This is a genomic window from Phreatobacter sp. (genome assembly GCF_022843985.1).
GTDB lineage: Bacteria > Pseudomonadota > Alphaproteobacteria > Rhizobiales > Phreatobacteraceae > Phreatobacter.
Map to the genome: position 1 here is coordinate 60,717 of NZ_JALHMP010000006.1, position 26,651 is coordinate 87,367.

Below are 26,651 nucleotides of genomic sequence, written 5' to 3' on the forward strand. Positions count from 1 at the left end.
ACATCCGCGGGAAGGTCGGTTTCGCGGTCAGACAGTGACCACGGTGCAACGGCCCTCGCCTGCGAGAACCGACGCGACGGCGCCGGGGGCATCGAGGGAGAACACGATTATCGGAAGTCGGTTCTCGCGGGCAAGCGCGAAGGCAGCGGTGTCCATCACCTTGAGGTCGCGGGCAATCGCCTCATCGGCGCTCAGCTGGTCGAACCGTACTGCCGTCGGGTCACGCTTCGGGTCAGCGGAATAGACGCCGTCGACATTGGTGCCCTTCAGCACGACGTCGCAGCCGAGCTCGACCGCCCGCATGGTCGCGGTGGTATCCGTCGTCAGAAGCGGCACGCCGATGCCTCCGCCGAGCACGACGATCTTGCCGGCGGTGAGATGGGCAAGCGCATGACGGACCGTGTAGACATCCAGCGCCTCAGGCACGGGCTCCGCCGACAGCGCGACCGCGGGATGGCCAAGAGCAGTGATCTGACCGGCCAGCGCGATCGCGTTCATCACGGTCGCCAGACGGCCGATCGCATCGGCATCGACGCGGCTCAGCCCGATCCCGGCGATCTGCCGGCCGCGGAAGATATTGCCGCCGCCGACCACTACCGCGATGTCGGTGCCAGCCTTGGCCGCGGCGATGAGGTCCTCGGCGATGATCCGGACCGTCTTGGCGTCGAAGCCGAAGTCCTGATCGCCCGCCAGGGCCTCGCCGGATACTTTCACCAGCGCGCGCCTGTAGCGTGGCCCGGCCATATCGTTCCCCCGATTCGCGGTCGTCACATGATGCTTGCGAAGGTCGGGTTTAGCGCAATGCCCGATCGGCGCAACCGTGCAGGTGAGGCAGTCGCGACGAACGAGCCTCACCGCACGTCGATACGCTGTGCGGCGTGCCGACACACGATGTCAGTTGATCCGGCCATTTCCTTCGGTTGTAAGGCCGCGACGTAGCGTGCCCTGTCACCCGGGCCCTGCGGATCCCCGGGATCACGTCGGTCGGCAGCGTCGCCTTCGGCGTCCCGATGTTCTTGATCGGACCCGGCATGTGTTTCGCCAAGGACACGACGTCGACGAGGCGCTCGCCGTCGGCCGTGGGCTCAACCCATGAAAAAAGGGGCGGTCGCCCGCCCCTCTTTCCGCCGTCACGTCGGATCTGCTCAGGCCTTGATACCGGCCTGGGCCGCGACTTCCGCAGCGAAATCGTTCTCGGCCTTCTCGATTCCTTCGCCGAGGGCGAAACGGGTAAAGGCGGTCAGCTTGATAGGCGCGCCGACCTTGCTCTCCATCTCCTTCAGGGCCTGGGCCACCGTCTTGCCGCCGTCATGGATATAGAGCTGCTCCAGCAGGCAGACTTCCTTGGCATAGGTCTTGATCCCCGACTCGACGATCTTGGCGATGACGTTCTCGGGCTTGCCGGCATTCTTCTCGGCGAGGATTGCCTTCTCGCGGGCGACGACGGCCGGATCGAGGCCCTCGGCGTCCAGGGCCAGCGGGTTGGCGGCGGCGACATGCATCGCGACCATCCGACCCAGGGCGGCGAGTTCGTCCTTGTTGCCGGTCGATTCGAGCGCCACCAGCACGCCGATCTTGCCCAGGCCCGGCTCGACCGCGTTATGAATGTAGCTGCCGACGACACCGTCGGAGACCGACAGGACCGAGGCGCGGCGCAGCGTCATGTTCTCGCCGATCGTGGCGACCGCCGAGGCGATGGCGTCGGCAACCGTGCCACCGGCGGCGACCGGCGCCGCCAGGATGGCATCCACGTCGTTGCCGGTCTTCAGTGCGACTTCCGCGATCGCCTTCACGAGGCCCTGGAACTGGTCGTTGCGGGCGACGAAATCGGTCTCCGAGTTGACCTCGACCACGGCGGCCTTCGGACCGGCGGTGACAACGCCGACGAGACCTTCCGCGGCGACGCGGCCGGCCTTCTTGGCGGCCTTTGACAGACCCTTCTTGCGCAGCAGGTCGACGGCGGCCTCGATGTCGCCGGCGGTCTCGTTCAGCGCGGACTTGCAGTCCATCATGCCTGCGCCGGTCATTTCGCGCAGTTCCTTGACCATCTGGGCGGTGATGTTCGCCATGGGTCCGTCCTCGAATTCAGTCTTGTTGGGAAGGGAAACGGCCGGCCCGCAGGAGCGAGCCGGCCGGAACTCAGAACCGATCTCCGATCGACACGTGTTTCGTGTCGGCCGGATGACGCCGGCTGGCGGCTTGGATCAGGCGGCCTCGGCCTCGACCAGCGACTTCGCCTGGTCGATCCAGCCCTGGACGCGGCCCGGGAGGCCGACGCTGTCGCCGATTTCAGCGGCATCGACCGGGGTGAAGCCGGCGACCTGCCAGAAATGGAAGATGCCCAGATCGTTGAGCTGCTTCTCGATCTCCGGCGACACGCCGGTGAGCTTGATGAGCTCGTCGGCCGGGCCGCGCGGACCGGCGAGACGCTCGACACCGGCGGGGGCTGCGGCCTCCGGCAGATCCTCGACCATCGGCTTCTCGGAGGCACCGAGATCGATGCCCGACGATCCCTGGGCGCGGCCGATGCCGTCGATGGCGGCACGAGCGATCAGGTCGCAATAGAGCGAGATGGCGCGACCGGCGTCGTCATTGCCCGGGATCGGATAGGTGATGCCGTCCGGATCGCAGTTGGTGTCGACGATGGCGACCACCGGAATGCCGAGACGCTTGGCCTCGAGAATGGCGATCGCTTCCTTGTTGGTGTCGATCACGAACATCAGGTCGGGCACGCCGCCCATGTCCTTGATGCCGCCGAGGGCGCGCTCGAGCTTGTCCTTCTCGCGGGCGAGGGTCAGCGCTTCCTTCTTGGTGTAGCCGGCGCCGCCGGAGCCGAGCGCCTCGTCGAGCTTGCGCAGGCGGGAGATCGAACCCGACACGGTCTTCCAGTTGGTGAGCGTTCCGCCCAGCCAGCGGGAGTTCACATAATACTGGGCGCACTGCTTGGCACCGGCGGCGATGCCGTCCTGCGCCTGGCGCTTGGTGCCGACGAACAGCACGCGGCCACCCTTGGCAACGGTGTCGGAAACGGCGACGAGCGCGCGATGCAGCATCGGCACGGTCTGGGCGAGGTCGAGAATGTGGATATTGTTGCGGACGCCGAAGATGTACTGATTCATCTTCGGGTTCCAGCGATGGGCCTGATGGCCAAAGTGACAGCCAGCTTCCAAAAGCTGACGCATGCTGAAATCGGGCAGCGCCATGGTCTTCTCCGGTTGTGCCTCCGCGGACTATGGCCGACCCCGAACGGGATCCGTCACCACCGGAGCGGCAAAGGACAAAAGGCCTCAGCCGCGGGTCCGCGTGTGGAATGGGCCGGGCACTACACGATCCGACCGAGGAGTGCAAGGCGATCAGCGCGCCAGCGCCGCGACCATCTCCGGCAGATCCTGCGGCCGCTGGCAGATCGCGGTTGCACCGGCTGCCTCAAGTTCCGCGACGCCGCCATAACCCCAGGCGACGCCGATGGAGGCGATGCCGTGACGCTGGGCCGCGTGGATGTCGTGCATCCGGTCGCCGATCATGACCGTTCCGGAGGGGTCGATACCCTGCTCCGCAATGATCTTGGCGATGATGTCGGCCTTGTCGTCGAGGCTGCCGTCGAGCGCCGCCCCGTAGACGCGCTGGAAATGCGGCGCATAGCCGAAGCGTTCGACGATGGGCACCGCATAGGGTTCGGGCTTGGCGGTGCAGACGAACATGCGGTCGGCGGCCCCGCCGATGGCGGCAACCGCCTCCATCATGCCGGTATAGAGGGTGAGGTCGTACATGCCGCCTGCGCGGTAATGGACGCGGTAGCGCTCGACCGCCGCCTCGGGATCGCTCCCAGGCCCCATCACCTTCGGAAAGGACAGGCGTAACGCCGGCCCGATGATCCAGCCGAGATCGGCGAAGGGCGGCGGCTCGTGGCCGAGATCGACCAGCGCCTGGCGAAAGGAGCCGATGATGCCGGGCGCCGGATCGGTCAGGGTTCCATCGAGGTCGAAAAGCACGGTCTGGGGCATTTGGCCTGAATAGGGCTACAGCCTTCTCCCGTCCATCACCGGCGGCGCAAGGCGCGCCTCCCGCCAAGGCAGGTGACAGCCGGTTAGCGAGCAGGCAGAAGGCGCTATACCCGCTCGGAGCCACGACATGGGCCAGGTGATTTCTGTCAGCCTCGACCGTCGCCATCGCTTCTCCAAGGCGCCTATCGAGGAGATCACGCTGATTGCCGGCGAAGGCGTGGCAGGCGACGCCCATTGCGGCGTGACGGTCAAGCATCGCTCGCGGGCGCGCTTCAATCCGACCCTGCCCAACCTGCGTCAGGTTCATCTGATCCACGCGGAGCTCTTCGAGGAGCTTGCCGGCAAGGGCTTCACCGTCGGTCCTGCCGAACTCGGGGAGAACATCACCACATCGGGCATCGACCTGCTCGCCCTGCCGACCGGCGCGCGTCTGACCATTGCCGGTGCCATCATCGAAATCACCGGCCTGCGCAATCCCTGCATCCAGATCGACCGGTTCCAGGACGGGTTGATGCAGGCGACGCTTGATCGCGATGCGGACGGAAACCTCGTCCGCAAGGCGGGCATCATGGGGATCGTCGTCACCGGCGGCAGAATTCGGCCGGGCGATGCCGTGGAGATCACGCTCCCTGAGGGGCCGCACCGCCCGCTGCAGAAAGTATGAGCCCCCCGTCCCGCCCCCTCCCCGTGCCTGCCCTTCTGGTCTAGAACCGCTGCGGTCAGGTTTTGCGGGGGATCGCCATGGGCGCGCTGGACGGCAAGGTTGCCATCATCACGGGAGCCGCACGCGGCATCGGCAAAGCCATCGCCGGGCGGTTCATCGACGAAGGCGCGAGCGTCGTCCTCTCCGACATTGCCGAGGAGGCCGGGCGTGCGACGACGGCGGAACTCGCCAAGAAGGGCAAGGCGGTCTTCGTGGCGGCCGATGTCGGTGACGCCGCCTCGGTCGCCGGCCTCGTCGAGGGGGCGCGCAAGGCCTTTGGCGGCGACATCGACATTCTGGTCAACAATGCAGGCATCGTCCACAGCGCCGAATTCCTCGACCTCGCCGAGGCCGATTTCGACAAGGTTATGCGGGTGAACCTGAAGGGCTCGTTCCTCGTCGGACAGGCCGTCGCCCGCCGCATGGTTGAGCAGGTGAAAGCAGGAAAGCCCCCGGGCGCCATCGTCAATATGAGCTCGGTCAATGCCCGGCTCGCCATCGTCAACCAGATCCCCTACTGCGTTTCAAAGGGCGGCGTCGGCCAGCTCACTAACGTCATGGCGCTCGGGCTCTCCGAACACGGCATCCGCGTCAACGCCATCGGTCCCGGTTCCATCGCCACCGAGATGCTGGCGAGCGTCAATACCGACAAGGCCGCCCGTCACCGCCTCTTCTCGCGGACGCCGCTGCGCCGCCTCGGCGAACCCGACGAGATCGCCAAGGTCGCCGTCTTCCTTGCCTCCGACGCCTCCAGCTACATCACCGGCCAGACGCTCTATGCCGATGGCGGCAGGCTCGGGCTCAATTACACGGTGCCGGTGCAGGATTGAGCGCCAATCTGCCGCCGGCCCTGCGTGCGGCGCTGGAGCGGCTCGCCGGCCGTTTCAGCGGGCGCGACCTTGCCGCAGCAAGCCATCGCCTCACTGCGGATTACCGGGCAGGCCGCGGCTCGCGCCTGCCGGCCCCGGTCGATCTCGCCGCCTATGCCATTGCCCGCATGCCGGCGACCTATGCGGCCTGTGCCGCCGCCCTGACAGAGGCCGCGGCGCGGGTTTTTCTCGCGCCACGCACCCTTCTCGACGTCGGCTGCGGACCGGGCACCGCCAGCTGGGCCGCAGCGGAGATCTTTCAGGACCTCGTCAGGGCCACGCTGGTTGACGCCCATGCGGGCATGACGGCGCTCGGCCGCGACCTCGCGGCGGAGGGGCCGGCCCTGCTGGCGGAGGCCGACTGGCAGGCCGGCCGGCTGGAAGGGGTCGCGCCGGCCACCGCCGATCTGGTTGTCGCCAGCTATACGCTCAACGAACTCAAGCCCGCCGCGGTCGCGGATGCGGCGTGCGGGCTCTACGCCGCCACGCGCGGCGTGCTCGTCCTCATCGAGCCCGGCACTCCCGCCGGCTTCGCTGTGATCGCCGCCGCCCGCACCGCGCTAATGACCGGCGGCGCCCGTATCGCTGCCCCCTGCCCGGGCGAAGGCGCCTGCCCGATCGTGGCACCTGACTGGTGCCATTTCTCCGCCCGGCTGCCGCGGCTGCGCGCCCACAAGGCCGCGAAATCGGCCGATGCCCCGTTCGAGGACGAGCGCTATGCCTATCTGGTCGCCGCGCGGCCGCATCTGCGGATCGTGGCCGCGCCGGCACGCATCCTGCGACCTCCCCATGCCGACAAGGCGGCAACCACATTCACTCTCTGCACGGGAGCGGGCCTGACGCAGCACGTCGTCGCCAGCCGCGACCGCGATGCCCATCGCTTGACGCGGCGCCTCGGCTGGGGCGACGCTTTTCCCTCAGAACAACCGGAGCCGCCATGACCCGCAGACCCGTCATTGCCCTCGTCGTTGCTGGCGCCTTCCTGCCGCTCCCTGCGCTCGGCCAGAGCGAGAACCTGTCCTTTTCCCAGCGCATGGGCATTTACCGGGCCTGCAAGGCCGACCTCGACAGCAAATGTCCGAGCGCCGGGACCGATTCGGCGCGGGTGTCGGCCTGCCTGCGCAGCAACCAGGGGCAGCTCTCGCCTCCCTGCGTCACGGCGATCCGGCAGACAGGCCTGCGCTGAGGCTGGCACCGCTGCCCTGCATCGCCCGCGATTGACCGGCCGCCGCCGCAGGCCCGATAGCGGTGATCGGGAGTGCAACGATGCTCGTCATGCCCTGGCTCTGGGCGGTCTTTACCGTCATCGCAGCTGCCGCCCAGACGGCGCGCAACGCCCTGCAGCGCAGCCTCACCGAGCGTCTGGGCACGATCGGCGCCACCCATGTGCGTTTTCTCTACGGCTTTCCCTTCGCACTGGTCTTTCTGGCTGGTGTCCATCTCGCCGTACCGGCTCGCGCGCCGGGCCTGTCAGGTGCCTTTCTGGTGTGGACGACGGTCGGCGCCATGGCACAGATCGGCGCGACGGCACTGATGCTGGCGGCCATGCGGGAGCGCTCCTTCGTCGTCACCACGGCCTATACCAAGACCGAACCGGTCATCGTCGCGCTGTTCGGCGTGGTGCTGCTTGGCGACCACCTCACGGGCTGGGCATGGACCGCGATCCTCATCGCCACATCGGGGATCCTCCTGATGTCCTGGAAGCCCGGTACCGAGCAGTCCCTGCGGCCGGCCGTCCTTGGCATCGTCTCCGCCGCGCTCTTCGGTCTCGCATCGGTCGGCTTCCGCGGCGCCATCCGCACCCTCGACACCGAGAGCTTCGTCCTCGCCGCCACCACGACCCTCGCCTGGAGCCTGGCGATCCAGACGGCGGTCCTCACAGCCTATCTTGCGATCGCGGACCGGGCCGGCCTCATGGCGATCTTCCGCGCCTGGCGGCCTTCGCTCGCGGCGGGCTTCCTCGGCGCCTTTGCCTCCCAGTTCTGGTTTCTCGCCTTCGCGCTGGAAACCGTCGCCAAGGTGCGGACCCTCGCCCTGGTCGAGGTGCTCTTCGCCGGTATCGTCTCGGGAGCCATCATCAAGCAGGCGACCAGCCCGCGCGAGGGGCTGGCGATCGCGCTCATCGTCATCGGCGTCGCTGTGCTGCTCAGCCTTGGCTGAGGGGCGACAGGCGGGTCAGATGGCCCATCTTCCGGCCCTCGCGCTGGTCGCGCTTGCCGTAGAGATGCAGCACCGTTCCCTCTTCGGCGGCATGGCGTCGCCAGTCCTTGACGCTGGCACCGATGAGATTCTGCATCACAGCGTCGGAGTGCCGCCGTGTCGAGCCAAGCGGCAGGCCGGCGACCGCGCGCATATGGTTCTCGAACTGAGAGCAATGGCACGCGGCCTCGGTCCAGTGGCCTGAATTGTGGACACGTGGCGCCATCTCGTTCAGCAAAAGCTGTCCGTCGCGCGTGACGAAGAGCTCCACCGCCAGCACACCGACATAGTCGAGCTTCTCCGCGAGCACCGTGCCCATCAGGGCCGCCCGCGCCGCCAGCGAGACATCAATAGCAGCCGGTACTGTCGACGTGCGGAGAATGCCGCTGCGGTGGACGTTCCAGACCGGATCGTAATGGCGAATCTCGCCGCTGACACCGCGGACCACGAGGACGGAGATCTCGCGCTCGAAGGAAACGAAGGCCTCAAGGATGGCTGGCTGGTTGCCGATGGTCGCAAGAGCGCGGGCCGGATCGTCGCCCGAGCGGATCACGACCTGCCCCTTGCCGTCATAGCCGAAGCGCCGGGTCTTCAGGACGGCAGGCCGGCCGATCGTCTCGATGGCGCGGACAAGATCGTCAACCGAATCGACGGCAAGGAAGTCGGGGACGGCGAGCCCACAGCCACGCGCGAAGGTCTTCTCCGCGATACGGTCCTGCGACACCGTCAACGCCATGGGGCCGGGGCGAACCGGCAGCCGGCTCGCCAGGAAATCGGCGGCCCGGGCCGGCACGTTCTCGAATTCGTAAGTGACGATGTCGACATCCTCGGCGAAGCGGGCCAGCGCGCTCTCGTCCGAATAGTCTGCCTCCGTGATCCGCCGCACCACGTCGAAGGCAGGGCTTTCCGGCTCGGGGGCAAAGACCTGGCAACGCAGGCCCAGCCGCGCGCCGGCCAGCGCAAGCATGCGACCGAGCTGGCCGCCGCCGAGAATGCCGATGATCTGGTCGGGACCGACCGACCGGTCAGATGTCGTCACGGGGACGCTCCGCAATAGCCGCCGTCTGACGGGCCCGATAGGCGTCAAGCCGCTCGGCCAGGGCCGGATCGTTGAGGGCAAGGACTGCAGCCGCCAGCAGCGCCGCATTAATGGCACCGGGCTTGCCGATAGCGAGGGTACCGACCGGGATGCCGCCCGGCATCTGCACGATGGAATGGAGCGAATCGACACCTGACAGCGCCTTGCTCTCCACCGGCACGCCGAAGACCGGCAACGGCGTCAGCGCCGCCGCCATGCCCGGCAGATGCGCCGCGCCGCCGGCTCCGGCGATGATGATCTTGAACCCCTTGTCGCGCGCCGATCGAGCAAAATCATAGAGCCGGTCGGGCGTGCGGTGGGCGGAGACAATGAGAGACTCATGGTCGATACCCAGAGCGGCCAGAATCTCAGCCGCATGGCGCATGGTCGCCCAGTCCGACTGGGAGCCCATGATGATAGCGACGGGCTTATCCCCGCTCGCGGCCGTCTCCGGCATCGACGCCTCCCCCCGCTCGTCGAGGATCGACGGCATTCAGAAAGAAGCGGCGGAGAATAGGCAGAGGTTGTCCAGGTAGCAAGACGCAGCCTGACCCTATCTTTGCGCCGGCGCATCAGCTTGGCCGCAGCCGTTTCATGCGATGATGTCGGGTGTCAGAAGGTCGTCGAGGAAGGCGATCCGGTCGCGCAGGACGAGCTTGCGCTTCTTTAACCGCTGGATCTGGAGGCGGTCGGCGACCGCCATCCGCACCAGTGCATCGATGGCGACGTCGAGATCCCGGTGTTCCTGCCGCAGCCTTTCAAGCTCAAGCAGCGCCTCGCGCTCGTCGGTGTCGTTCGATGCCATTGCGTTACCAGAGGCTGTGCCGGATCCGAAGGGCGATCCGCGCCGCCGGCATTATGCGATCGCCGCAGCGCCTTGGGCAAGGCGCCGCTTGTCTAGGCGTGAGGCCTGCGGTGGAGGGTCGCCGTAACATTCCGTGACTTTACTTTGCCGCATACAGGTCCACACTCGATTGCAGTCCGATGCGTTTCGGACCTTGTCCGAGGCCATCTGGACCCTTTCTTCAAAGGAGGACTTTGATGAGCTTGCAGTCGCACCTTGCGGAACTCGAGAAGCGTCATGAGGCACTTGATCGGCAGTTGAGCCAGATCGTCGCCCGCCCATCCTCGCAGGATAAAGAGATTGCGGAGCTGAAGCGGCGCAAGCTGCAGCTGAAGGACCAGATCGAGCGCCTGAGGGCGAGCAGCTCCAGGCTCCACTAGAATCGGAACGTTAGGGCTACCGAGATCGCCGAATAAAAGATCCAGGACTGCCGACGTCCTTCCGGGCGCCGGCAGTTTTTGTTTCAGCCGGCAGGCGTCACGGCCACATGCGCCGGAAAACGCCGTCCTTGATAATGACGAGGTGCATCAGCGCCGCCCCTATGTGCGCGAAGACCAGCAGGCTCATCACCACTGCACCGCCGAAATGGAACCGGTAGATCACCGAACAGGTCGCCGGCTGGCCGGACAACTGAAGCGTCACCGGGATGGTCCAGAAGAGATTGACCGGCCCGTAGCACATCGAAGTGGCGACCCAGCCGGTCAGCGGCACGAGAAAGATCAGCACATAGAGCAGATGGTGGGTGGCCGCTGAGGCGACGCGCTGGAATTTCGTCAGGGTCGGCACCGGAGGCGGGGTTCCCTGCGTGACTTTCATTGCCACGCGCATGACCGCGAGCAGCAGGACGATCAGGCCGAATGACTTGTGCCACTCATAAAGGGCATTCTTCACCGCGGGATTGGCGTCTGGATCGGGCGGAAAGGGAATGCTGGTCATGTAGATGCCGACCGGCACCAGCCCGATGATCAGCGCCGCGGTCGCCCAGTGGATGATCCGATGCGGCGTCGAATAGATTTCCGCCTGCGACATGACTGCCATCTCTCCATCGGTTCCAGGCACTGATGATGATCGGGGTCTCCTGCGGAATGCAAGGGGCGCCTTTTGGCGGCCTTTCAAGCGTAGCACGCGCCCTCTGTCGTTACGCAGCGATGACGGGAGATGCGATTGATGCCAGTGTGGCTGGTAACTCTTTTTTCGCCGCGCCTGATCCAAAACCGGTTCGAGAGCCATACATGCAGTACAAGTCGCCGGCTGGATGTCCAGCCCGGCACCTGCCAGGGGCATGAAAGGCCTATCTGACGATGGAAACTTCCGGAATTCTCGGCACGAAGGCCGATATCGTCCGGGCCCAGGTCGAGCGGGCCATTGCTGAATTTCGGGCCGCGCGCCCGGTCCTGATCCATGGCGCAGGGCGAACCGTGCTTGCCTTTGGAGTCGATGGTATCGACCATGTGGCGGCAGGGGCGGCAGCTGCTCTCAGCCCGTCCATGGCTCATCTTCTCCTCCCGGCCGCCCGTCTGCGGCGGCTTGGCCTAGAGCGGTCTGCTCCGGCCCGCGTGGCGCTGCCGCAGATCACTCCGTCCCGGATCGAAACCCTGGCGCTGACGATTGAGGCGCGTATCGACGCGCCGGTCTCGCCCGTCGATGACCTCGACGAGGCGGCGCTCGAACTGGCGCGCCTCGCACTGATCGTGCCGGCGGTCGTCATGGTTCCACTGGCCGCGGGCAGCGATGCGCCGCTGCACGTCCTATCAGTGGACGCCGCCGCCATCGGCGATTTCCGGAAGTTGGAGGCCCGCCTGATCCGCATCGTCGGCCGGGCACCGGTTCCTCTTGAGGGCGCACCCGATACGGAATTCGTCGTCTTCCGGGGCGGCGAGGGGCTGCGTGACCAGGTCGCCATCGTCATCGGCAAGCCGAACCCGGCCCAGCCCGTGCCGGTGCGCCTGCACTCCGCTTGCCTGACCGGTGACCTCTTCGGGTCACTGAAGTGCGATTGCGGCGACCAACTGCGTGATACCGTCGAGTGGATGGCGAAGAACGGCGGCGGGGTGCTGCTGTATCTCGACCAGGAAGGCCGCGGTAACGGCATCGCCAATAAGATGCGGGCCTATCGGTTGCAGTCGCTCGGCTGGGATACCTACGACGCCGACGAGGTCCTCGGCTTCGATCTTGACCAGCGTCGCTTCGATTTCGCTGCCGAGATGCTGAAGCAGCTCGGCATCACCTCGATCGACGTGATGACCAACAATCCGGTCAAGATTGCCGCCATGGCGGACGCCGGCATTGAGGTGCGTTCCGAACGTCGCGTCATCGGCCGCGCCACCGACGAGAACGTGCGCTACCTGACATCGAAGCGTGACCGCGCCGGCCATGCCATCGATGCCGATGCGCTTCTTGCGAGCCTCGCCGCCCGCAAATAGCGGCTATGGCGGGGAGTGCCGGGCTGGGCTAAGAGGGCGGCAGGTCGAACCTGGCGCCGCCCATGCTGTCTCAGAACCCCGTGCCGTTCCGCCTCGCCCTGCCGTTGGGGCTCTTCGCCTTCGGCTGGTTCATCCTCGCGGCGCCCTGGCTCCTCGGCCATGTGACCATTCCCTGGGACGCCAAGGCCCACTGGTACCCTCACCTCGTCTTCGCAGCGCGGTCGCTCCATGCGGCCGCGTCGCCGTCCTGGACGCCGAACATCTTCGCGGGGTCGCCGGAAATCGCCGATCCGCAATCGGTGCTGTTCTCGGCACCGCTCCTGGCGCTCGCCGCTCTCACCGCGAAGCCAAGTCTGACCGCCATGGACTGGGCTGTCTTCGCGATGCTCTTCGCCGGCGGCACCGGCATCATTCTCCTGTTCAGGGACCGCGGCTGGCATTGGGGCGGTGGCCTCGTCGCCGCCCTCGCCTTTGCCTTCGGCGCGGCGGCGAGCTGGCGTATTCAGCACCTCTCGCAGGTCTTTTCTCTCTGCTGGTGGCCGATCGCCTGGTGGTGTCTCGCCCGCGCCCTCGACCGTCATTCCCTTTTCTACGGAATCGCGGCGGGACTGGCGGCGGCACTCATGGTGCTGGGCCGCGACCAGGTGGCGCTGCTCTGCGCCTACCTGCTCGCTGCGACCGTTCTGGCCCATTGGGTCGCGGCGGAAAGACCCTGGGCCAAAGTCGGGGCGACGCTCGGGCCGCTCACGGCAGCGGCCTTGACCGGCGCGCTGGTGGTTGCCGTTCCGGTCCTGATGTCAGCCCTGTGGGGGGCCGAATCCAACCGCATCGTCATCGACGAGACCGGCGCCGGCCGCGGCTCGCTCCATCCGGCCCATCTCCTCACCTGGATCGTCGGCAATCTCTATGGCGCCGCCGGTCCTCTCGCCGAGCACTGGGGGCCGCCGAGCCCAACCTGGGGCGAGACAGGCCTGTTCCTCGCCCGCAACATGGGCAACCTCTATGCGGGCGCCCTGCCCCTGCTCCTCGTCCTCGGCCTCCTGCGCAGCGGCGCTCTGTTCGATCGCGACATCCGCTTCGTCACCGTCGCGCTCGTCATCATGCTGCTCTATGCCCTCGGCTGGTACACGCCCGCCTTCAGCCTCTTCTGGCAACTGCCGGGCGTCGATCTCTTCCGCCGGCCGGCCGATGCAACCTTCGTGATCGGCGGGCTCTTCGCCATTCTCGCCGGCTATGGCGCGCACCGTCTGCTGACGGGAACGCTGCAGACCAACTGGCGCGTCGAGGCACTGCTCGCCGCCGCCCTGGTGACGCTGGCCAGCGCGCTGATCGTGTCAAAGGGCGCACCCACCGCCGCCTGGACCAACCTCGCCATCGCAGCGGGATCGATCGCTCTGTCGCTGCTGGTCCTCGGGCTGGGCCGGCGTCTGCCTGCTGCCGGATGGACGATCCTCCTCGGGGCGGTTCTGCTGGCGGACCTGCGCCTCACCAACGGTCCAAGTGAATCCACCGCCTTGCCGCCCGCCAGCTATGCGGTGCTCGAGCCGGGCAGCGCCGATCCCGCGCTCGCCCTCATCCGCTCCCTCATCGTCCGCGACGCGACGCGACGTGACCGGCTCGAGCTGATCGGCCTCGGTTACGAATGGCAGAACGTCGCCATGTCCCATGACTTCGAGGACGTGCTTGGCTTCAATCCCGTGCGCTCCGCCGCCTTTGCCAATCTCGTAGGCGCCGAGGACATCGCCGCCCTGCCAGGCCAGCGGCGCTTTCCCCCCGCCTTCCCGTCCTACCGGTCGGAACTTGCCGACATTCTCGGGCTGCGCTTCGTGGTCACGCGCGTGCCACCCGGCGACATCGACCGGCGGCTCGCCGCCGATGCCTTGCCACTCGTCGGCGAGGCCGGCGGCATCCGCATCCATGAGAACACCCGGGCCCTGCCCCGCGTCTGGGTCGCGCCGGCGGCCATGGAGACGCCGCCGGATCTCGCCGCGGCCGGCTTTCCCTCAGGTCTCGATCCGCGCCTGACGGTCCTGGTCGAGGGACCCGTACCGCCCGCGCGGCAACCCGGCGGCACGGCGCGCATCCTCGCCTATGGCAATACGGCCGTGACGGTCGAGACGACGACGGCCGACGGCGGCATCCTCGTCCTCGGCGATGCCTGGCACCCCTGGTGGTTCGCCCGCATCAACGGCCGCGACGTGCCCATCCAACGTGCCTTCGGGGTCGTCCGCGCGGTGGAGGTGCCCGGCGGCAGCGCGACCGTCACCTTCACCTTCGAGCCGCTGCGCGGCCTGTGGCGGCAGATCCAGGCCGGTTCTAGGCGGCCTTGAACGGCCTGATGGTGATGCCGGCCGCCTCCAGCCTGTCGCGGACGGTGCGCGCCATGGCCACGGCGGCGGGATTGTCACCATGGACGCAGATCGTGTCGATGGCGACCTTGATCCGTTTGCCGGTGACGGTGACCACCTCCTGATCCTCGACCATGCGCAGGACTCGGGCGGCAGCCAGCGCCGCATCGTGGATGACGGCGCCTGCCACCTTGCGGCTCGTCAGGTTGCCGCTGTCGTCATAGGTGCGGTCGGCGAAGACCTCCCGTGCCATCGGCAGACCGAGTTTCTCGGCGGCCCTCTCCGTCGACAGTCCCGGCATGACGACGAAGACGAGCGTGGGATCGACGGCCTTGATGGCACGGCCGACGGCCATCGCCATCTCGTCATCGTCATTGCTCATATTGCCCAGGGCGCCGTGGGTCTTCACATGGGTGACCTGATGGCCGGCCATGACGGCCAGTGCCTGCATGGCGCCGACCTGGTAGGCGATCTGCTTTTCGAGATCACCCATGCTGTCCCCGCGGATCACCCTGCGTCCGAACCCCCAGAGGTCGCCGAAGCCGGGATGGGCGCCGATCGATACCCCCTTGGCCTTCGCGATCTCGGCAGTGCGATGCATGATCACGGGGTCGCCGGCATGCCAGCCGCAGGCGACATTGGCCGAAGACACGATCGAAAGCATCGCCTCGTCGTCGCCCATCTTCCAGGGACCAAAGCCCTCGCCCATGTCCGAATTGAGATCGACGGCAGTCATGACGGCCTCCTTCAGGCGGCGGTGACGAGCGGGGGTTCGGGCGGCGGCGCATGGGCATCGACCCAGCCGTCGACGAGATTGACGGACAGGAGATGTTCAGTGTCGAAGCCGAGGCCGACCGGCTTCAGTCCGGCACGGACGGCCGTCAGCATGGCAGCCTGCTCGCGCGCCGCGGCGATCGCATCGGACAGGGACACGGCCGCGAAGCGCATCTCGCTGCCGGGACGCTGCTGGACGAAACGCGGCAGATCGGCCGAGATGATGGTCGCGATCTTCGGATAGCCGCCCGTCGTCTGCCGGTCGGCGAGCAGCACGATCGGTTCGCCCGATCCCGGCACCTGGATCGAGCCGGTGACGATGCCATCGGAGACGATGTTGAAGCCCTTGGCGTGCTCGATCACCGGGCCGCTGAGCCGGTAGCCCATCCGGTCGGCCTCTGCCGAAACACGATAGGCCTCGCCGAGGAAGGTCGCGATCCCGGCGGCACTGAAATAGTCATCCTGCGGCCCGAGAACGACGCGATAAGCGCCGGCGGACACCTGGGGCGGGACTGTCGCCGTCAGATCCGGGCCTTGCGGACTGCCGCCGACCGGCAGCACCTGTCCTGGCCGGACCGGCGCGCGACCGAGACCGCCGAGACCGCCGCGCAGGTGGAACGAGCGGCTGCCGAGATCTTTCGTCACGGCGAACCCGCCGCAGACTGCGAGCACCATGAAGGTGCCCGCCTTGGCTGGTCCAACGGTGATGGACTGCCCGTCCCCGGCGGTGGCACTCGTCAAGGGCGGCACCGCTTCGCCGTCAATCCTGACCTCGGCATAGGCGCCGGCCAGCGCAACCCGCACCGGGCCGCCCTCGACCACGAAAGTGCCGCCGAGCACGGTGAACTCGATAGCCGCCGCTTCCGGATCGTTGCCGACGAGCATATTGGCCACGGCCAGCGCGATCTTGTCCATCGCCCCGGCAGGCCCCACGCCATAGCGCTGGTACCCGAACCGCCCGCAATCCTGGATCGAGGTACCGGCGCCGCAATCCTTGACCAGAAGTCGGATCATGACGTCACCAGTTCGGCAACGGATTCGCCCGCGGCCGCCGCCGCGTCGAGATCGTCCCAGGCCGCCGCGGGGATGGGCTTGAACACCACCTCGTCGCCCGCGCCCACCAGGAATACCGGATCGCGGTCCGGCAGGAAGTTGCGCACCGGGGTCCGTCCAAGCAGATGCCAGCCCGACGGCGCCTCGACGGACGCGAACAGGGCCTGGACGCCTCCGATGGAGACCGTGCCGGCCGGCGTCTTGAGCCGCGGGCTGATCCGCCGCGGCAGCGCGATGGAGGGATCGGCCCCCGACAGGTAGCAGAAACCCGGCAGGAACCCGAGCATGGCGACCCGGTAGGACCGGCTGGAATGCCGGCGTATGACCTCCTCGGGTGAGATGCCATGGGCCCGGGCGACGTCTTCCAGGTCGATTCCGAATTCACCGCCATAGACGACGGGAATGATCCAGCGCCGTGGCGGCGCGCCGCTCGGTTGCAGCGACGCAAGGAGATCGTGCACCCGCGCCTCGAAGGCGGGCATGTCGATGACCAGTGGGTCGACCTGCACGAGAACCGAGCGGTAGGTCGGCAAGGTCTCGATAACCCCCGGGATCGCCGCATCGGCCAAGGCGGAATCGAAGGCGAGACAGAGCGCGTTGAGCCCGTCGTCGATCTCGGTGCCGAACTCGACCGTGACGGCGGTGTCGCCACACGGCAGGAAGCGCGGGGATTGGACGCCCATGGCTGGATTCCGGTCAGCCTGCCATCAGGTTGGGCAAGAACATGACGATGTCTGGGAAGACTACCAGGGTCATCGTGAAGATGATCATGATGATCAGATAGGGCAGCGTCACCTTCGCCAGATAGGACAGACTGTCTCCGGTGATGCCCTGGATGACGAAGAGGTTAAAGCCGACCGGTGGCGTGATCTGCGCCATCTCGACGACCAGCACAATGAAGACGCCGAACCAGATCGGATCGAAGCCCGCCATTTTGATAATCGGCAGGACAATGGGCAGCGTCATGACGATCATCGAGAACCCATCGAGGAAGCAGCCGAGCACCAAGTAGAACACCACCAGTGCGAGCATCAACTCGAAGGGCGACAGGCCGAGGCCCTGTACGAAGGCAGCGACCTTGGCGGGGATGCCGAGGAATGCGGTGGCCGAGCCAAGGATCGACGCTCCCAGCAGGATCAACGCGATCATCGAACAGGTCACCACCGAGCCAATAGCGACTTGGCGGGCAGCCTCCCAGGTCAGCGAGCGCTGGACCAGTGCAACCACTGCAGCGCCGAGCACGCCCACGGCTGCGGCTTCTGACGGGGTTGCAATGCCGCCATACATCGAGCGCAGCACGCAGGCGATGAGGAACAGCGCCGGCGCAAGGTCCTTCAGCGAAGCGAAGCGCTCGCCCCAGGACAGGTTGCGCAGCGCGCGCTCGCTCTCGGGCACGAGGTCCTTACGGATCGTCGTGTGGATCATGATCCAGCCCATGAAGCAGACCGCCAGAAGCAGACCGGGAATGAGGCCTGCCGTGAACAGCTTGATGATGGAGACGTCGGCGAGGACGCCGTAGATGATGAGGATATTGGACGGCGGAATGAGGAAGCCGAGAGTGCCGGCGCCGGCGAGCGAGCCGATGGCGATGTCGCGCGAATAGCCGCGCTTGAGCAGTTCGGTCAGGGCGATGCGCCCGACGACCTGCGTCGTCGCAGCGGATGAGCCGGAGATCGCCGCGAAGATCGTGCAGCCGATGACGTTGACGTGGATAAGGCGTCCCGGCAGCAGGCCGGCCCAGGGCGCAAGGCCCGTGAACAAGGAGCGCGACAGGTTGGTGCGGAACAGCAGCTCGCCCATCAGGATGAACAGCGGCAGCGCCAGCAGCTCCTGCGTCGTCAGGATGTTCCAGGCGTATTGCGGCACCAGCCGGTGCAGCGGAATATCGCGAAAGATCGCCAGCAGGATCGTGCCCGTCACGCCAAGAGTGAGGCCGATCCAAAGCCCGCCGGCCAGCAGGCCGAACAGGATGGCGAACATGAAGATGACTTCGACGGCCATAGGGGGCTCCGCTCGACGAGACGAGGATCAGGACGACGCGAAGGCCGCTATTCGACGGGGTTCGACGCCCGCATGGACGGGTCTTCCAGTGGCAGGTCCAGGGCGGCGCGGATGGTGCGCGCCAGGAACTGGAGGGCGAGCAGCGCCATGCCGATCGTCACGAGGGCCATCGGCGGCCACACGATCGTTCCGGACGAGATCGAGACCTGGCCACGGGAAAAGGAATTCCATGTGAAAATGACCATGGACACCGTCAGATAGCTGACCGCAGCGAAGGCCGCCGCAGAGGAGACAATCTCCAGAAACTTCTTCAGCCGGGGACCGGCGTTGCCCACGACGAGAGTGACCCGGATATGCCCGCCGCCCCGCAAATTCATGGCGGCACCGAACGTGAAGGCCGCCGCCATGAGATAGGAGGAATATTCCCAAGCGTTGGGGACGACGCCAGGGCCGATGCCGAAGAAGTTGGACGCCGCGCGCGCGATAACCTCCGACAGCATCAGGCAGGTGAGTGCAAGAAGGCAAAACGCGCCGGCCCAGCCGTCAAAGCGGCCGAGACGGTCGATGCCGGTCAGGAACCACCGGATGCCCGATGGCGCCCCGGCATTGAGATCAACGTGGGGTGCCATCGGAGGATCCGTGTCAGGAGCGCTTGACTTCAGCGAGATAGGCCTCGATCGGCCCCTTCGCCGCGGGAACGCGCCGGATGTAATCCTGCACCATGTTGGCGGTGCGACGGCGCATATCGGCCATCATCGGCGCCGGGATGTCGACGACTTCCATGCCGCCCTGCTTCAGGCGCGCAAGGCTGTCGGTGTCGGCCTTCACGGAGACCGCCCAGAATTCCGGCTCGAGCTTCTTGGCCACCGCCTCGATCGACGCGCGGTGGTTGGCGGGAAGCCTGTTCCAGGCGTCCATGTTGACGTTCACCATCTGGCACGACCAGACATGGTTCGTCGGATAGACATACTTCAGGAACTCCCAGAACTTGCCGTCGACGCCGGACACGGACGAGGTCGAAACGCCCTGGACCGCGCCGGAAGCGAGAGCCGGTATGGTCTCGCCCCACGGAATGACGACGCCGGTCATGCCCAGCGCATTGACCATGTCCTGCGCGCCGCGATCAGGGCAGCGCACCTTCTGGCCGGCGAGGCCTGCCAGGGTATCAGCCTTGACCTTCATGTGCAGGTACTGGGTCGGCCAGGGAACCATATAGAGATTCTTCTGGTTGTTGTTCTGCACCACGCGCTCGAAGACCGGACGGATGTGCTTGTGATAGATGCGCAGCTCGTCCACCGAGCCGACGAGGAACGGAATACCCTCGGCCCCAAGGATCGGCTCGTCGCCGATCTGCTGGATGTTGAGGACGTCGGCAATCGGCACGAGACCGTCACGCACTGCACGCAGATGCTCCGGTCCCCTGAAGCCGAGCTGACCGCCGCTTTTCACCGTGATGTTCACGGCGCCGCCGGTCGCAGCCTTCACCTCCTCGGCGAATTTCTTGGCATTCACCGTGTGGAAATTGCCGTCCGGCCAGACCGTCGAAAGGTCCCAGTTGGCGGCCTGGGCGCGGGCTACCGTCGGGGCCGCGAGCATGCTGGTGCCGGCAAGGCCGGCCACGAATTGACGACGATCGAACATTGGCGGGACTCCTCGTTCCTGTCTCTGGATGTTCCGCCGTTGTCGGCGGCCGGGCTTGGCGCCCTTGTTTGGAATTGGACTGCTGTTCAGCCACGTTGACAAGGCCGAAATCTGCATTGCGCGGGCACCGGTCACGCGCAGCCGAGACGCCTGCCATGTCGTCGCTGACCGACGCTCATTGGCATGACGATCCCGCACGCCGGCCTATGTGTCAACATGATGTTGACGTTTTGTCGTCGTTTTCTCTGTTTGATTTCAGCCCCCAGTCTTGCCACTCTGTCAGGCCGTGCTGATGCACAGTTTCGAGGTCTGTCGATGACGCCTCCGTCCTCCCTGGGTCCCATTGTCTCCTCCGCTCACCTGGCGTCGGGGGAACTGCCGGCGCTGTCCGAGTTCGAGTTCGGCATGATGATGGTCAGCCACGCATTCCATCGGTGGACCGTGCGCTGCGCGGCAGCTGGCGGAGCGCCGGGCTTGTCGGCACTGGAAAACATGATCCTCCACACGGTCTATCATCGCGGCCGGCCGAAGCGCCTCGCCGACATCGCCCTGGTCCTCAATGTCGAGGACATGCATCTCGTCACCTATGCGGTGAAGAAGCTCGAAAAGGCGGGCCTCGTGAAGGGCGAGAAGATCGGCAAGGAGAAGGCGGTCTCCGTCACCAAGAAAGGCTCGGACGCCGTGATGCGCTACCATGAGGTCCGTGAGGCCCTGCTGATCCAGAGCGTCAAGGCCTTCGGCACGGATGCGGCCGTGCTCAGCCGCATCGCCACCGAAATGCGCGCCCTGTCCGGTCTCTACGATCAGGCCGCGCGGGCGGCCGCCAGCCTGTGAGGCCGACGGCCACGGCCATCAGCCGCCATAGGCCTTGACGCCCTGGGGCGAGACCAGCCCTTCGCTGACGTCCTTGGCGAGGGCGGCGCGGTCGCGCCTGGCCGGATCGCCAATGCCGCCGCCGCCGGGCGTCATCACCACCAGCCGATCATCGGGCGGGATAAGCTGGAAGCCCTTGCCCTTCAGCACCTTGCCCGACTTGAGCATCACCGCCCCCGGTGCGCCGTCCCTGCCGCCGTCGCGTCCGCGCGGGGGGTGATCGATCCGGTCATAGGCGGCCAAGAGGTCGAAGGGCTTGCCGATGCGACTGCCAACCTCGATGACCTGGCCGAGTCCGCCGCGCAGGGTGCCAGCCCCGCCGGAGTCCTCGCGGAACTCCTTGCGCCAGAAGATCAGCGGCGTGATGGACTCGGCGATCTCGACAGGCGTCCCCTTGACGCCGGAGGGATAGGCCGTCGCCGACAGACCGTCCTTCATCGGCCGCGCGCCGGTGCCGCCATTCGACGTCACCGCCATCATGAACCCGTAATTGCCAAGCCCGGCCTCGTCCGTCTGGCCGCGCACATTGAGGTTCCACAGGCAGGAGGTGCCTTCGGCCGGGACCCGGTCCGGCACCGCCTGACGCAGGGCACCGAAGACCACGTCGGGCAGCATCTGGCCGATGATGTGACGCGAGGCCACCGGCTTGGGCTTCAGGGCGTTGACGATGCAGTTCTCCGGCGCCGAGACCGTGAGCGGCGCCAGCGACCCCGCATTGTTGGGGATGTCCTTGCCGACGATGCAGGCGAGCCCGAACACCGTATAGGCCGTGGTATAGGCGAGCGGAACGTTGATGCCGCGCTTCGAGGCCTCCCCAGTGCCGGCATAGTCGACATGGATGCCCGTCTTGGTGACCGTGACGGTGCAGGCCAGGGTCACCGGCTCGTCATAGCCGTCCACCGTCATGGTGTTGCACCACTGGCCCTGTGGCAGCGCCGCGATGGCCTCCAGCACGGCCGCCTTCGACCGCGTCAGGATGTGGTCCGACAGGACGTCGAGGTCCTTGAGGCCGAACTCCTCCATCATTTCAGACAGACGCTCGCAACCGACATCGTTGCAGGCGGCGAGCGAATAGACGTCACCCTCGGTGTCGATCGGCAGGCGCGTGTTGGCGCGGATCATCGCCATCAGCGTCTCGTTGAGCTGGCCCTGGTCAGCGAGTTTCAGGAGCGGGATATAGAGCCCTTCCATGAAGACGTCGGTGCCGTCAGGCCCGAAGCCGATGCCGCCGATATCCATGAGATGGCTGGTGCAGGAAAAGAGACCCACCAGCTTGCCGCGATGGAAGGCCGGCGTCGTCAGCACGAAATCGTTGAGATGGCCGGTGCCCATCCAGGGATCGTTGGTGATGTAGATGTCGCCGGGCTTCATCGTTTCGACCGGAAAGACCCGGATGAAGTGCTTGACGCTCTCGGCCATGGAGTTGACGTGGCCGGGCGTGCCGGTCACCGCCTGGGCCAGCATGTTGCCCTCGCGGTCGAAGACGCCGGCGGAAAGATCGCCCGCCTCGCGCACGATGGGGGAAAAGGCGGTGCGCAGCAGCACCTGCGCCTGTTCCTCTACCACCGCGATGAGGCGATTCCACATGACCTGCAATTCGATATCGGAAAGCTTGCTCATGACGGTCACTTGCCCTTCTTCGCGGCAGGTTGCGCCGCCGAGCTGGCGGCGGGCTTGGTCGCCTTGCGGGCGGTGAGGACAAGGCCGAGGCCGGCATCGATCGCAGCGTCGAAGGCCGCCGTCACATAGGTCGAGGTGCCGGCCTCGACGACGATGGCGGGCCCCTCGATCCGAGTCCCCGGCATCATGGCCAGTCGATCATACATCGGCACCTTCACCGTCTTGCCGGCCTTGGCGTCGAAGACCGGTCTGACGCCGATGGGTTTGGGCCCGCCCCTCGCTTTCGGCTTCCCGAGCAACGCCGGTCTGGCCGTGTCGGTGGTGACCAGCAGCGACCACGACAGGATCTCGATCGCGGCGCCGGGAATGTGGCGGGCGAAGAGCTGGCGATAGCCTGTCTCGAACAGGTCGCGCATCGTCGCCATGTCCTTCTCGACCAGGGCACGGTTGGGAAGGGCGACGGCGATCTCGTGCCCCTGCCCCGCATAGCGCATGAAGGCGGTACGGGTTTCGGTCAGCTTCCGCTTGCCGGCGGCGGCGCGGGCCAGGGCCGTCGCCTCCCCGCTCATGGCCGCGAGCAGCTGGTTGGCTTCCGCGAGATCGAACTTGTCGAGCCGCATAAACTTCGAATGGACGAGCTCATAGGCCGCCGGTGCGCGCAGGAACCCGACCGCCGAACCGACCCCGGCATCGGCGGGCACCACGACGCGCGCGATGCCCAGCTTCTCGGCGAGACGGGCGGCATGCAGCGGCGCCGCGCCGCCGAAGGCGACCATCGTGTGGTCCGAGACCACGACACCGCGTTCCACCGCATGGACCCGCGCGGCATTGGCCATGTTCTCGTCGACAATCTCGGCGACGCCATGGGCAGCCATGGCGGTCGACAGCGCCAGGGGCTTGCCGACACGGGCATCGAGCGCGGTAGCGGCCTTGTCCGGATAGAGTGCAATGGCGCCGCCGGCAAAGCGGGCCGGCTCGATCTTGCCGAGCGCGACGTCCGCATCGGTGACGGTCGGCAGGTCGCCGCCGCGGCCATAGCAGGCGGGGCCCGGCACCGAAGCGGCCGAATCCGGTCCGACGGTGATGCGTTTCAGCGTGTCGACGCGGGCAATGGAGCCGCCGCCGGCGCCGATCTCGACCATCTCGATCACCGGAATGCGGACGGGCAGCCCCGACCCTTTCATGAACCGCGACTGACGATCGACCTCGAACGTCCGCGCCTTGTAGGGAGTCGCATCGTGGATGAGGCAGATCTTGGCAGTGGTCCCGCCCATGTCGAAGGACAGGACCTTGTCCTCGCCGCGCTCGGCCGCGATGTAGGCGGCGAGGATGGCGCCGCCCGCCGGGCCGGATTCGACGAGGCGGATCGGAAAGCGCGCCGCCGTCTCCAGCGTCGCCAGCGAACCGCCCGACGTCATCAGGTGGATCGGCTTGCCATAGCCCTCGTCGGCGAAACGCGCCTTCAGCCGGCCGAGATATCCGGCCATGAGCGGCTGCACATAGGCATTGGCGACGGCCGTCGAGCTGCGCTCGTACTCGCGCATCTCCGGACAGACTTCCGAGGACAGCGTCACCGCAATATCCGGGACTTCCCGCGCAAGGATCTCACGCACCCGCTCCTCATGGGCCGCATTGGCGTAGGAATGGATGAAGGCGACGGCGACGGCCTCAACTTTGGCGGCCCTGAGGGCTTTGGCGACCTTTTTCACCGCCGCCTCATCGAGGTCGATCCAAACCTTGCCGGTCACGTCGATGCGCTCGGGAACAGTGAATCGCAGTTCACGCGGCACCAGTTGGCGTGGCTTGTCGATGAAGATATCGTACTGGTCGTAACGGCCCTCGTCGGCGATCTCGATCACGTCGCGAAAGCCGTCCGTCGCGATCAGAGCGGTCTTGGCGCCCTTGCGCTCGATAACGGCATTGGTCGCCAGCGTCGTGCCATGAACGAAGACGTCGAGGTCGGAGAAGCTGATTCCGGCCTGGTGGAGGACCAGCCGCGTGCCTTCCACGACCGCCTCTTCGGGAGCATGGGGCGTCGTCAGCACCTTGGTCGTGAAGCGGCGATCGCCGTGTTCCAGCACGATGTCGGTGAAGGTGCCGCCGATGTCGGTGGCGAGGCGGGTGATGGCGGATTGGGTCATGCCTGGTGTCCGGTCCCTCGAGTCGGCTGGGGCACTGCCGGGCAGCCCTCCGTCACCGATGCCACGGTTCTTCTGGCACGAACGTCGATGTTCGGCGACAGCCACGCGCGCGGCATCAGACATTCGGGCCGACATTTTCCGATGTCAACGATTCATCGACAATTCGTCATCGAATTGCAGCAACTCGCGCAGCAGCCGCGCCTTGACCGCAGGGCTGATGTCTCTGGTCTCGACGCCAAGGGTTGCGGCGGGCACGATCGGCTTTGCAGCGAGGCCAGCAGGAGGTTCTGACGATGACGACAGCCCAAACACCGGTGGTCGAATGGGCCAAGCTGACTGCGCCCGAACTCAATGCCATGGCTACCGCCGGGGCGACGGTGCTGCTGCCCGTTGCCTCCACGGAGCAGCATGGCCCGCATCTGGGCACCGGGGTCGACACCACGCTGTGCGGCATGGTCTGCCGGATCGCCGCCGAGAAGGCCATGGAGCACCGGCCGACGGTGGTCGCGCCGACGCTTTGGGTGGGCATGGCAGAACATCACATGGCCCATGGCGGCACCTTCACCTTGGACATTCCGACCTATCGGGCCGTCCTGCTCTGCCTGATCCGGTCGCTTGCCCGCCATGGCTTCAAGCGGGTGCTGATCGTCAATGGCCATGGCGGCAACATGACGGCCCTCAACGCCTTCCTGCCGGATCTTGAACGCGAAACAGGGCTGGTCGTCGCCGCCACCACCTATTTCGAACTGGCCCAGCCCGCCTTTGCGCCGCTCCTCGAGGACCAGACCAGTGTGCTCCACGCCTGCGAGGCGGAGACCGCCATGATGATGGCCGTGGCACCCGACGCTGTCCGCCCTGACAAGCTCGCCGCCGCGGTCGGCCCCCATTTCGGCGACCCGCGCGCCGTGCTGGCGCCCCCCGCCCAGCGTTTCCGCTCTTTCGCCACGCTCACGCCGTCCGGTGTTCTCGGCGATGCGCGCAAGGCGACCCGCACCAAGGGCGAGAAGCTCATCGCCGCCGCGACCGACGCCCTCGCCGAACTCATCGTCCGCGGCAAGCCCTGGGAGTGAAGCTCAGCGGATCTTTGCCAGCCACTTCTTGTCCAGCATCACATGGATGCCCTTGTTGCCGTTGACGACCTGCGTCACCCGCACGTCGGCGACCAGAGACAGCAGCGCGAAGGCTTCGTCCCGATCAAGTCCGGCCCGCGCCGTCACGAGATCGATCATCGAGCGCAGTGCGACCTGAACCGCGGTGTCGAGATCGGGATCGAAGGCCATGGTGAGGGCATGGGTCGGGGTTTCCGCCATCGGCCAGTTGAGGCTCATGTCGTTGCGAACGGTCAGTGTGAAGGTGCCGATCAGGCCGGTCTCAACAGCCGTGATGCACACCTCGCCGTCGCCCTGCGCACCATGGGCATCGCCGACCGAGAAGTTGGCGCCGTCGACGAAGATCGGCAGGTAGAGCGTGGTGCCGGCGATCAGTTCCTTGTTGTCGAGATTGCCGCCGTTGCGGCGCGGCGGCAGCGTGTTGACCCGGCCCCATTCCGGCGGCGGCGCAACGGCCATCACGCCGAAGAATGGCCGGTCGAGGGGAATCTCGTGACCCCAGGGCATGGTTGCGACCTTGCGCGCCCGATCGATGCGCGAGTGGAACAGCCGCTTCGCCTTGATATCGTCGGGCAGAGCCCCGACCAGCGGCGCGACGAAGGTGTAGCCCCAGTCGTAATGCAGATCGATCGCGTCGATGTCGACCTGCAGGACCTGTCCGGCCTTGGCACCTGCCACCGCGACGGGGCCGGTACAGATGTGGCCTGGAAGGGTCGGCCCGCCGAAGCGCTCATGGATGGCTGTCAGCCCGGGAGGAATGCCCCAGTCCGCAGGCGGCAGGACGTCGGCACCGCCCGATACGGTTGATAATGTCACCGCCTCTCCGGAGCGGATCGTGAGCCGCGGTGGCAGGGCGGCGTCGAAATAGCCCCAGTGGGCGGTGTCGGCGCCGGCGTCAAGACGATGGGTCATGGGTGGCCTGTTCCCTCAAAAGACGCCCAAGTGTACCGGCTCGCGCCAGGCTGCCTAGA

Annotated in this window: 27 protein-coding genes; 10 read left to right on the plus strand and 17 right to left on the minus strand. The window is 66.6% G+C overall.

All coding sequences use genetic code 11. From position 1 onward, the window contains the following. Window positions 1-27 precede the first annotated feature (27 nt). The 4 genes from pyrH to Q0C57_RS05795 all read right to left on the minus strand — a co-directional run bounded on the left by pyrH (window position 28) and on the right by Q0C57_RS05795 (window position 4,004). Window positions 28-744 carry a UMP kinase gene (gene pyrH, locus Q0C57_RS05780; RefSeq protein ID WP_296573760.1) on the minus strand — a complete coding sequence of 239 codons (717 nt, stop codon included), beginning with the start codon at window positions 742-744 and terminating at the stop codon, window positions 28-30. A gap of 401 nt (window positions 745-1,145) precedes the next feature. Continuing rightward, window positions 1,146-2,069 carry a translation elongation factor Ts gene (gene tsf / locus Q0C57_RS05785; RefSeq protein WP_296573390.1) on the minus strand — a complete coding sequence of 308 codons (924 nt, stop codon included), beginning with the start codon at window positions 2,067-2,069 and terminating at the stop codon, window positions 1,146-1,148. A gap of 135 nt (window positions 2,070-2,204) precedes the next feature. Further along, on the minus strand, window positions 2,205-3,203 hold the full coding sequence (locus tag Q0C57_RS05790) for a 30S ribosomal protein S2 (protein WP_296573392.1): 999 nt from the start codon (window positions 3,201-3,203) through the stop codon (window positions 2,205-2,207). A 150-nt stretch (window positions 3,204-3,353) separates the two neighbouring features. Beyond that, window positions 3,354-4,004, minus strand: coding sequence for an HAD hydrolase-like protein (locus tag Q0C57_RS05795; protein WP_296573396.1), 651 nt, complete (start codon window positions 4,002-4,004; stop codon window positions 3,354-3,356). 127 nt (window positions 4,005-4,131) lie between these two features. Between Q0C57_RS05795 and Q0C57_RS05800 the strand changes: the two genes are divergently transcribed. From Q0C57_RS05800 to Q0C57_RS05820, 5 genes are all read left to right on the plus strand, one after another. Continuing rightward, a complete protein-coding gene (locus tag Q0C57_RS05800; RefSeq protein WP_296573398.1) occupies window positions 4,132-4,668 on the plus strand; it encodes an MOSC domain-containing protein in 537 nt (178 codons plus the stop codon). Between the two features lie 77 nt (window positions 4,669-4,745). Next, window positions 4,746-5,537, plus strand: a complete 792-nt coding sequence (locus Q0C57_RS05805) for an SDR family NAD(P)-dependent oxidoreductase (protein WP_296573400.1) — start codon at window positions 4,746-4,748, stop codon at window positions 5,535-5,537. Next, entirely contained in the window at window positions 5,534-6,517 is a 984-nt protein-coding gene (locus Q0C57_RS05810; protein WP_296573403.1) for a small ribosomal subunit Rsm22 family protein, read from the plus strand. Before Q0C57_RS05805 ends, Q0C57_RS05810 begins: the two co-directional genes overlap by 4 nt. Then, window positions 6,514-6,762 (plus strand): cysteine rich repeat-containing protein, encoded by a 249-nt coding sequence (locus Q0C57_RS05815; RefSeq protein WP_296573405.1) that lies wholly within the window; start codon window positions 6,514-6,516, stop codon window positions 6,760-6,762. The genes Q0C57_RS05810 and Q0C57_RS05815 overlap by 4 nt, the downstream gene beginning before the upstream one ends. 80 nt (window positions 6,763-6,842) lie before the next feature. Further along, window positions 6,843-7,736 carry a DMT family transporter gene (locus Q0C57_RS05820; protein ID WP_296573407.1) on the plus strand — a complete coding sequence of 298 codons (894 nt, stop codon included), beginning with the start codon at window positions 6,843-6,845 and terminating at the stop codon, window positions 7,734-7,736. Here Q0C57_RS05820 and Q0C57_RS05825 read toward each other — a convergent pair. The 3 genes from Q0C57_RS05825 to Q0C57_RS05835 form a co-directional block, all read right to left on the minus strand. Further along, the gene (locus tag Q0C57_RS05825; RefSeq protein WP_296573409.1) at window positions 7,723-8,814 is read right to left on the minus strand and encodes a 5-(carboxyamino)imidazole ribonucleotide synthase; all 1,092 of its coding nucleotides are present in this window, start codon (window positions 8,812-8,814) and stop codon (window positions 7,723-7,725) included. The genes Q0C57_RS05820 and Q0C57_RS05825 overlap by 14 nt on opposite strands. Continuing rightward, window positions 8,801-9,310: a 5-(carboxyamino)imidazole ribonucleotide mutase gene (gene purE / locus Q0C57_RS05830; protein WP_296573412.1), complete on the minus strand. Its 510-nt coding sequence runs from the start codon at window positions 9,308-9,310 to the stop codon at window positions 8,801-8,803. Before purE ends, Q0C57_RS05825 begins: the two co-directional genes overlap by 14 nt. 135 nt (window positions 9,311-9,445) lie before the next feature. Beyond that, complete coding sequence (locus tag Q0C57_RS05835; RefSeq protein ID WP_296573414.1) at window positions 9,446-9,658, minus strand: DUF465 domain-containing protein; 213 nt, start codon at window positions 9,656-9,658, stop codon at window positions 9,446-9,448. Between the two features lie 236 nt (window positions 9,659-9,894). On the opposite strand from Q0C57_RS05835, the gene Q0C57_RS05840 reads away from it, so the two are divergent. Then, entirely contained in the window at window positions 9,895-10,077 is a 183-nt protein-coding gene (locus Q0C57_RS05840) for a DUF465 domain-containing protein (RefSeq protein ID WP_296573416.1), read from the plus strand. A gap of 97 nt (window positions 10,078-10,174) precedes the next feature. On the opposite strand, the gene Q0C57_RS05845 is transcribed toward Q0C57_RS05840, so the two are convergent. Beyond that, window positions 10,175-10,726: a cytochrome b gene (locus Q0C57_RS05845; protein ID WP_296573420.1), complete on the minus strand. Its 552-nt coding sequence runs from the start codon at window positions 10,724-10,726 to the stop codon at window positions 10,175-10,177. 272 nt (window positions 10,727-10,998) lie between these two features. On the opposite strand from Q0C57_RS05845, the gene ribA reads away from it, so the two are divergent. Together ribA and Q0C57_RS05855 are read left to right on the plus strand one after the other, a co-directional pair. Next, window positions 10,999-12,120, plus strand: a complete 1,122-nt coding sequence (gene ribA / locus Q0C57_RS05850; protein WP_296573423.1) for a GTP cyclohydrolase II RibA — start codon at window positions 10,999-11,001, stop codon at window positions 12,118-12,120. A gap of 62 nt (window positions 12,121-12,182) precedes the next feature. Continuing rightward, window positions 12,183-14,450 carry a hypothetical protein gene (locus Q0C57_RS05855; protein WP_296573426.1) on the plus strand — a complete coding sequence of 756 codons (2,268 nt, stop codon included), beginning with the start codon at window positions 12,183-12,185 and terminating at the stop codon, window positions 14,448-14,450. Here the strand turns inward: Q0C57_RS05855 and Q0C57_RS05860 are convergent. The 6 genes from Q0C57_RS05860 to Q0C57_RS05885 are packed head-to-tail and all read right to left on the minus strand — an operon-like array spanning window position 14,437 to window position 19,937. Continuing rightward, complete coding sequence (locus Q0C57_RS05860) at window positions 14,437-15,204, minus strand: 5-oxoprolinase subunit PxpA (protein ID WP_296573429.1); 768 nt, start codon at window positions 15,202-15,204, stop codon at window positions 14,437-14,439. The genes Q0C57_RS05855 and Q0C57_RS05860 overlap by 14 nt on opposite strands. A gap of 11 nt (window positions 15,205-15,215) precedes the next feature. Then, the gene (locus tag Q0C57_RS05865) at window positions 15,216-16,256 is read right to left on the minus strand and encodes a biotin-dependent carboxyltransferase family protein (protein WP_296573432.1); all 1,041 of its coding nucleotides are present in this window, start codon (window positions 16,254-16,256) and stop codon (window positions 15,216-15,218) included. Continuing rightward, on the minus strand, window positions 16,253-16,978 hold the full coding sequence (gene pxpB, locus Q0C57_RS05870; RefSeq protein WP_296573435.1) for a 5-oxoprolinase subunit PxpB: 726 nt from the start codon (window positions 16,976-16,978) through the stop codon (window positions 16,253-16,255). Before pxpB ends, Q0C57_RS05865 begins: the two co-directional genes overlap by 4 nt. A gap of 13 nt (window positions 16,979-16,991) precedes the next feature. Further along, window positions 16,992-18,296, minus strand: a complete 1,305-nt coding sequence (locus tag Q0C57_RS05875; protein WP_296573437.1) for a TRAP transporter large permease subunit — start codon at window positions 18,294-18,296, stop codon at window positions 16,992-16,994. Window positions 18,297-18,343: 47 nt separating this feature from the next. Then, window positions 18,344-18,925, minus strand: coding sequence for a TRAP transporter small permease subunit (locus Q0C57_RS05880; protein ID WP_296573440.1), 582 nt, complete (start codon window positions 18,923-18,925; stop codon window positions 18,344-18,346). A 13-nt stretch (window positions 18,926-18,938) separates the two neighbouring features. Continuing rightward, window positions 18,939-19,937 (minus strand): TRAP transporter substrate-binding protein, encoded by a 999-nt coding sequence (locus Q0C57_RS05885; RefSeq protein ID WP_296573446.1) that lies wholly within the window; start codon window positions 19,935-19,937, stop codon window positions 18,939-18,941. Window positions 19,938-20,252: 315 nt separating this feature from the next. Between Q0C57_RS05885 and Q0C57_RS05890 the strand changes: the two genes are divergently transcribed. Beyond that, a complete protein-coding gene (locus Q0C57_RS05890) occupies window positions 20,253-20,771 on the plus strand; it encodes a winged helix DNA-binding protein (protein ID WP_296573449.1) in 519 nt (172 codons plus the stop codon). An 18-nt stretch (window positions 20,772-20,789) separates the two neighbouring features. On the opposite strand, the gene Q0C57_RS05895 is transcribed toward Q0C57_RS05890, so the two are convergent. Together Q0C57_RS05895 and Q0C57_RS05900 are read right to left on the minus strand one after the other, a co-directional pair. Continuing rightward, window positions 20,790-22,430: a hydantoinase B/oxoprolinase family protein gene (locus Q0C57_RS05895; RefSeq protein WP_296573452.1), complete on the minus strand. Its 1,641-nt coding sequence runs from the start codon at window positions 22,428-22,430 to the stop codon at window positions 20,790-20,792. A gap of 5 nt (window positions 22,431-22,435) precedes the next feature. Next, complete coding sequence (locus tag Q0C57_RS05900) at window positions 22,436-24,571, minus strand: hydantoinase/oxoprolinase family protein (RefSeq protein ID WP_296573456.1); 2,136 nt, start codon at window positions 24,569-24,571, stop codon at window positions 22,436-22,438. A 293-nt stretch (window positions 24,572-24,864) separates the two neighbouring features. Between Q0C57_RS05900 and Q0C57_RS05905 the strand changes: the two genes are divergently transcribed. Further along, on the plus strand, window positions 24,865-25,641 hold the full coding sequence (locus Q0C57_RS05905; protein ID WP_296573458.1) for a creatininase family protein: 777 nt from the start codon (window positions 24,865-24,867) through the stop codon (window positions 25,639-25,641). A gap of 3 nt (window positions 25,642-25,644) precedes the next feature. Here the strand turns inward: Q0C57_RS05905 and Q0C57_RS05910 are convergent, their stop codons facing one another. Beyond that, a complete protein-coding gene (locus Q0C57_RS05910) occupies window positions 25,645-26,592 on the minus strand; it encodes an acetamidase/formamidase family protein (protein WP_296573460.1) in 948 nt (315 codons plus the stop codon). Window positions 26,593-26,651: the final 59 nt, after the last annotated feature.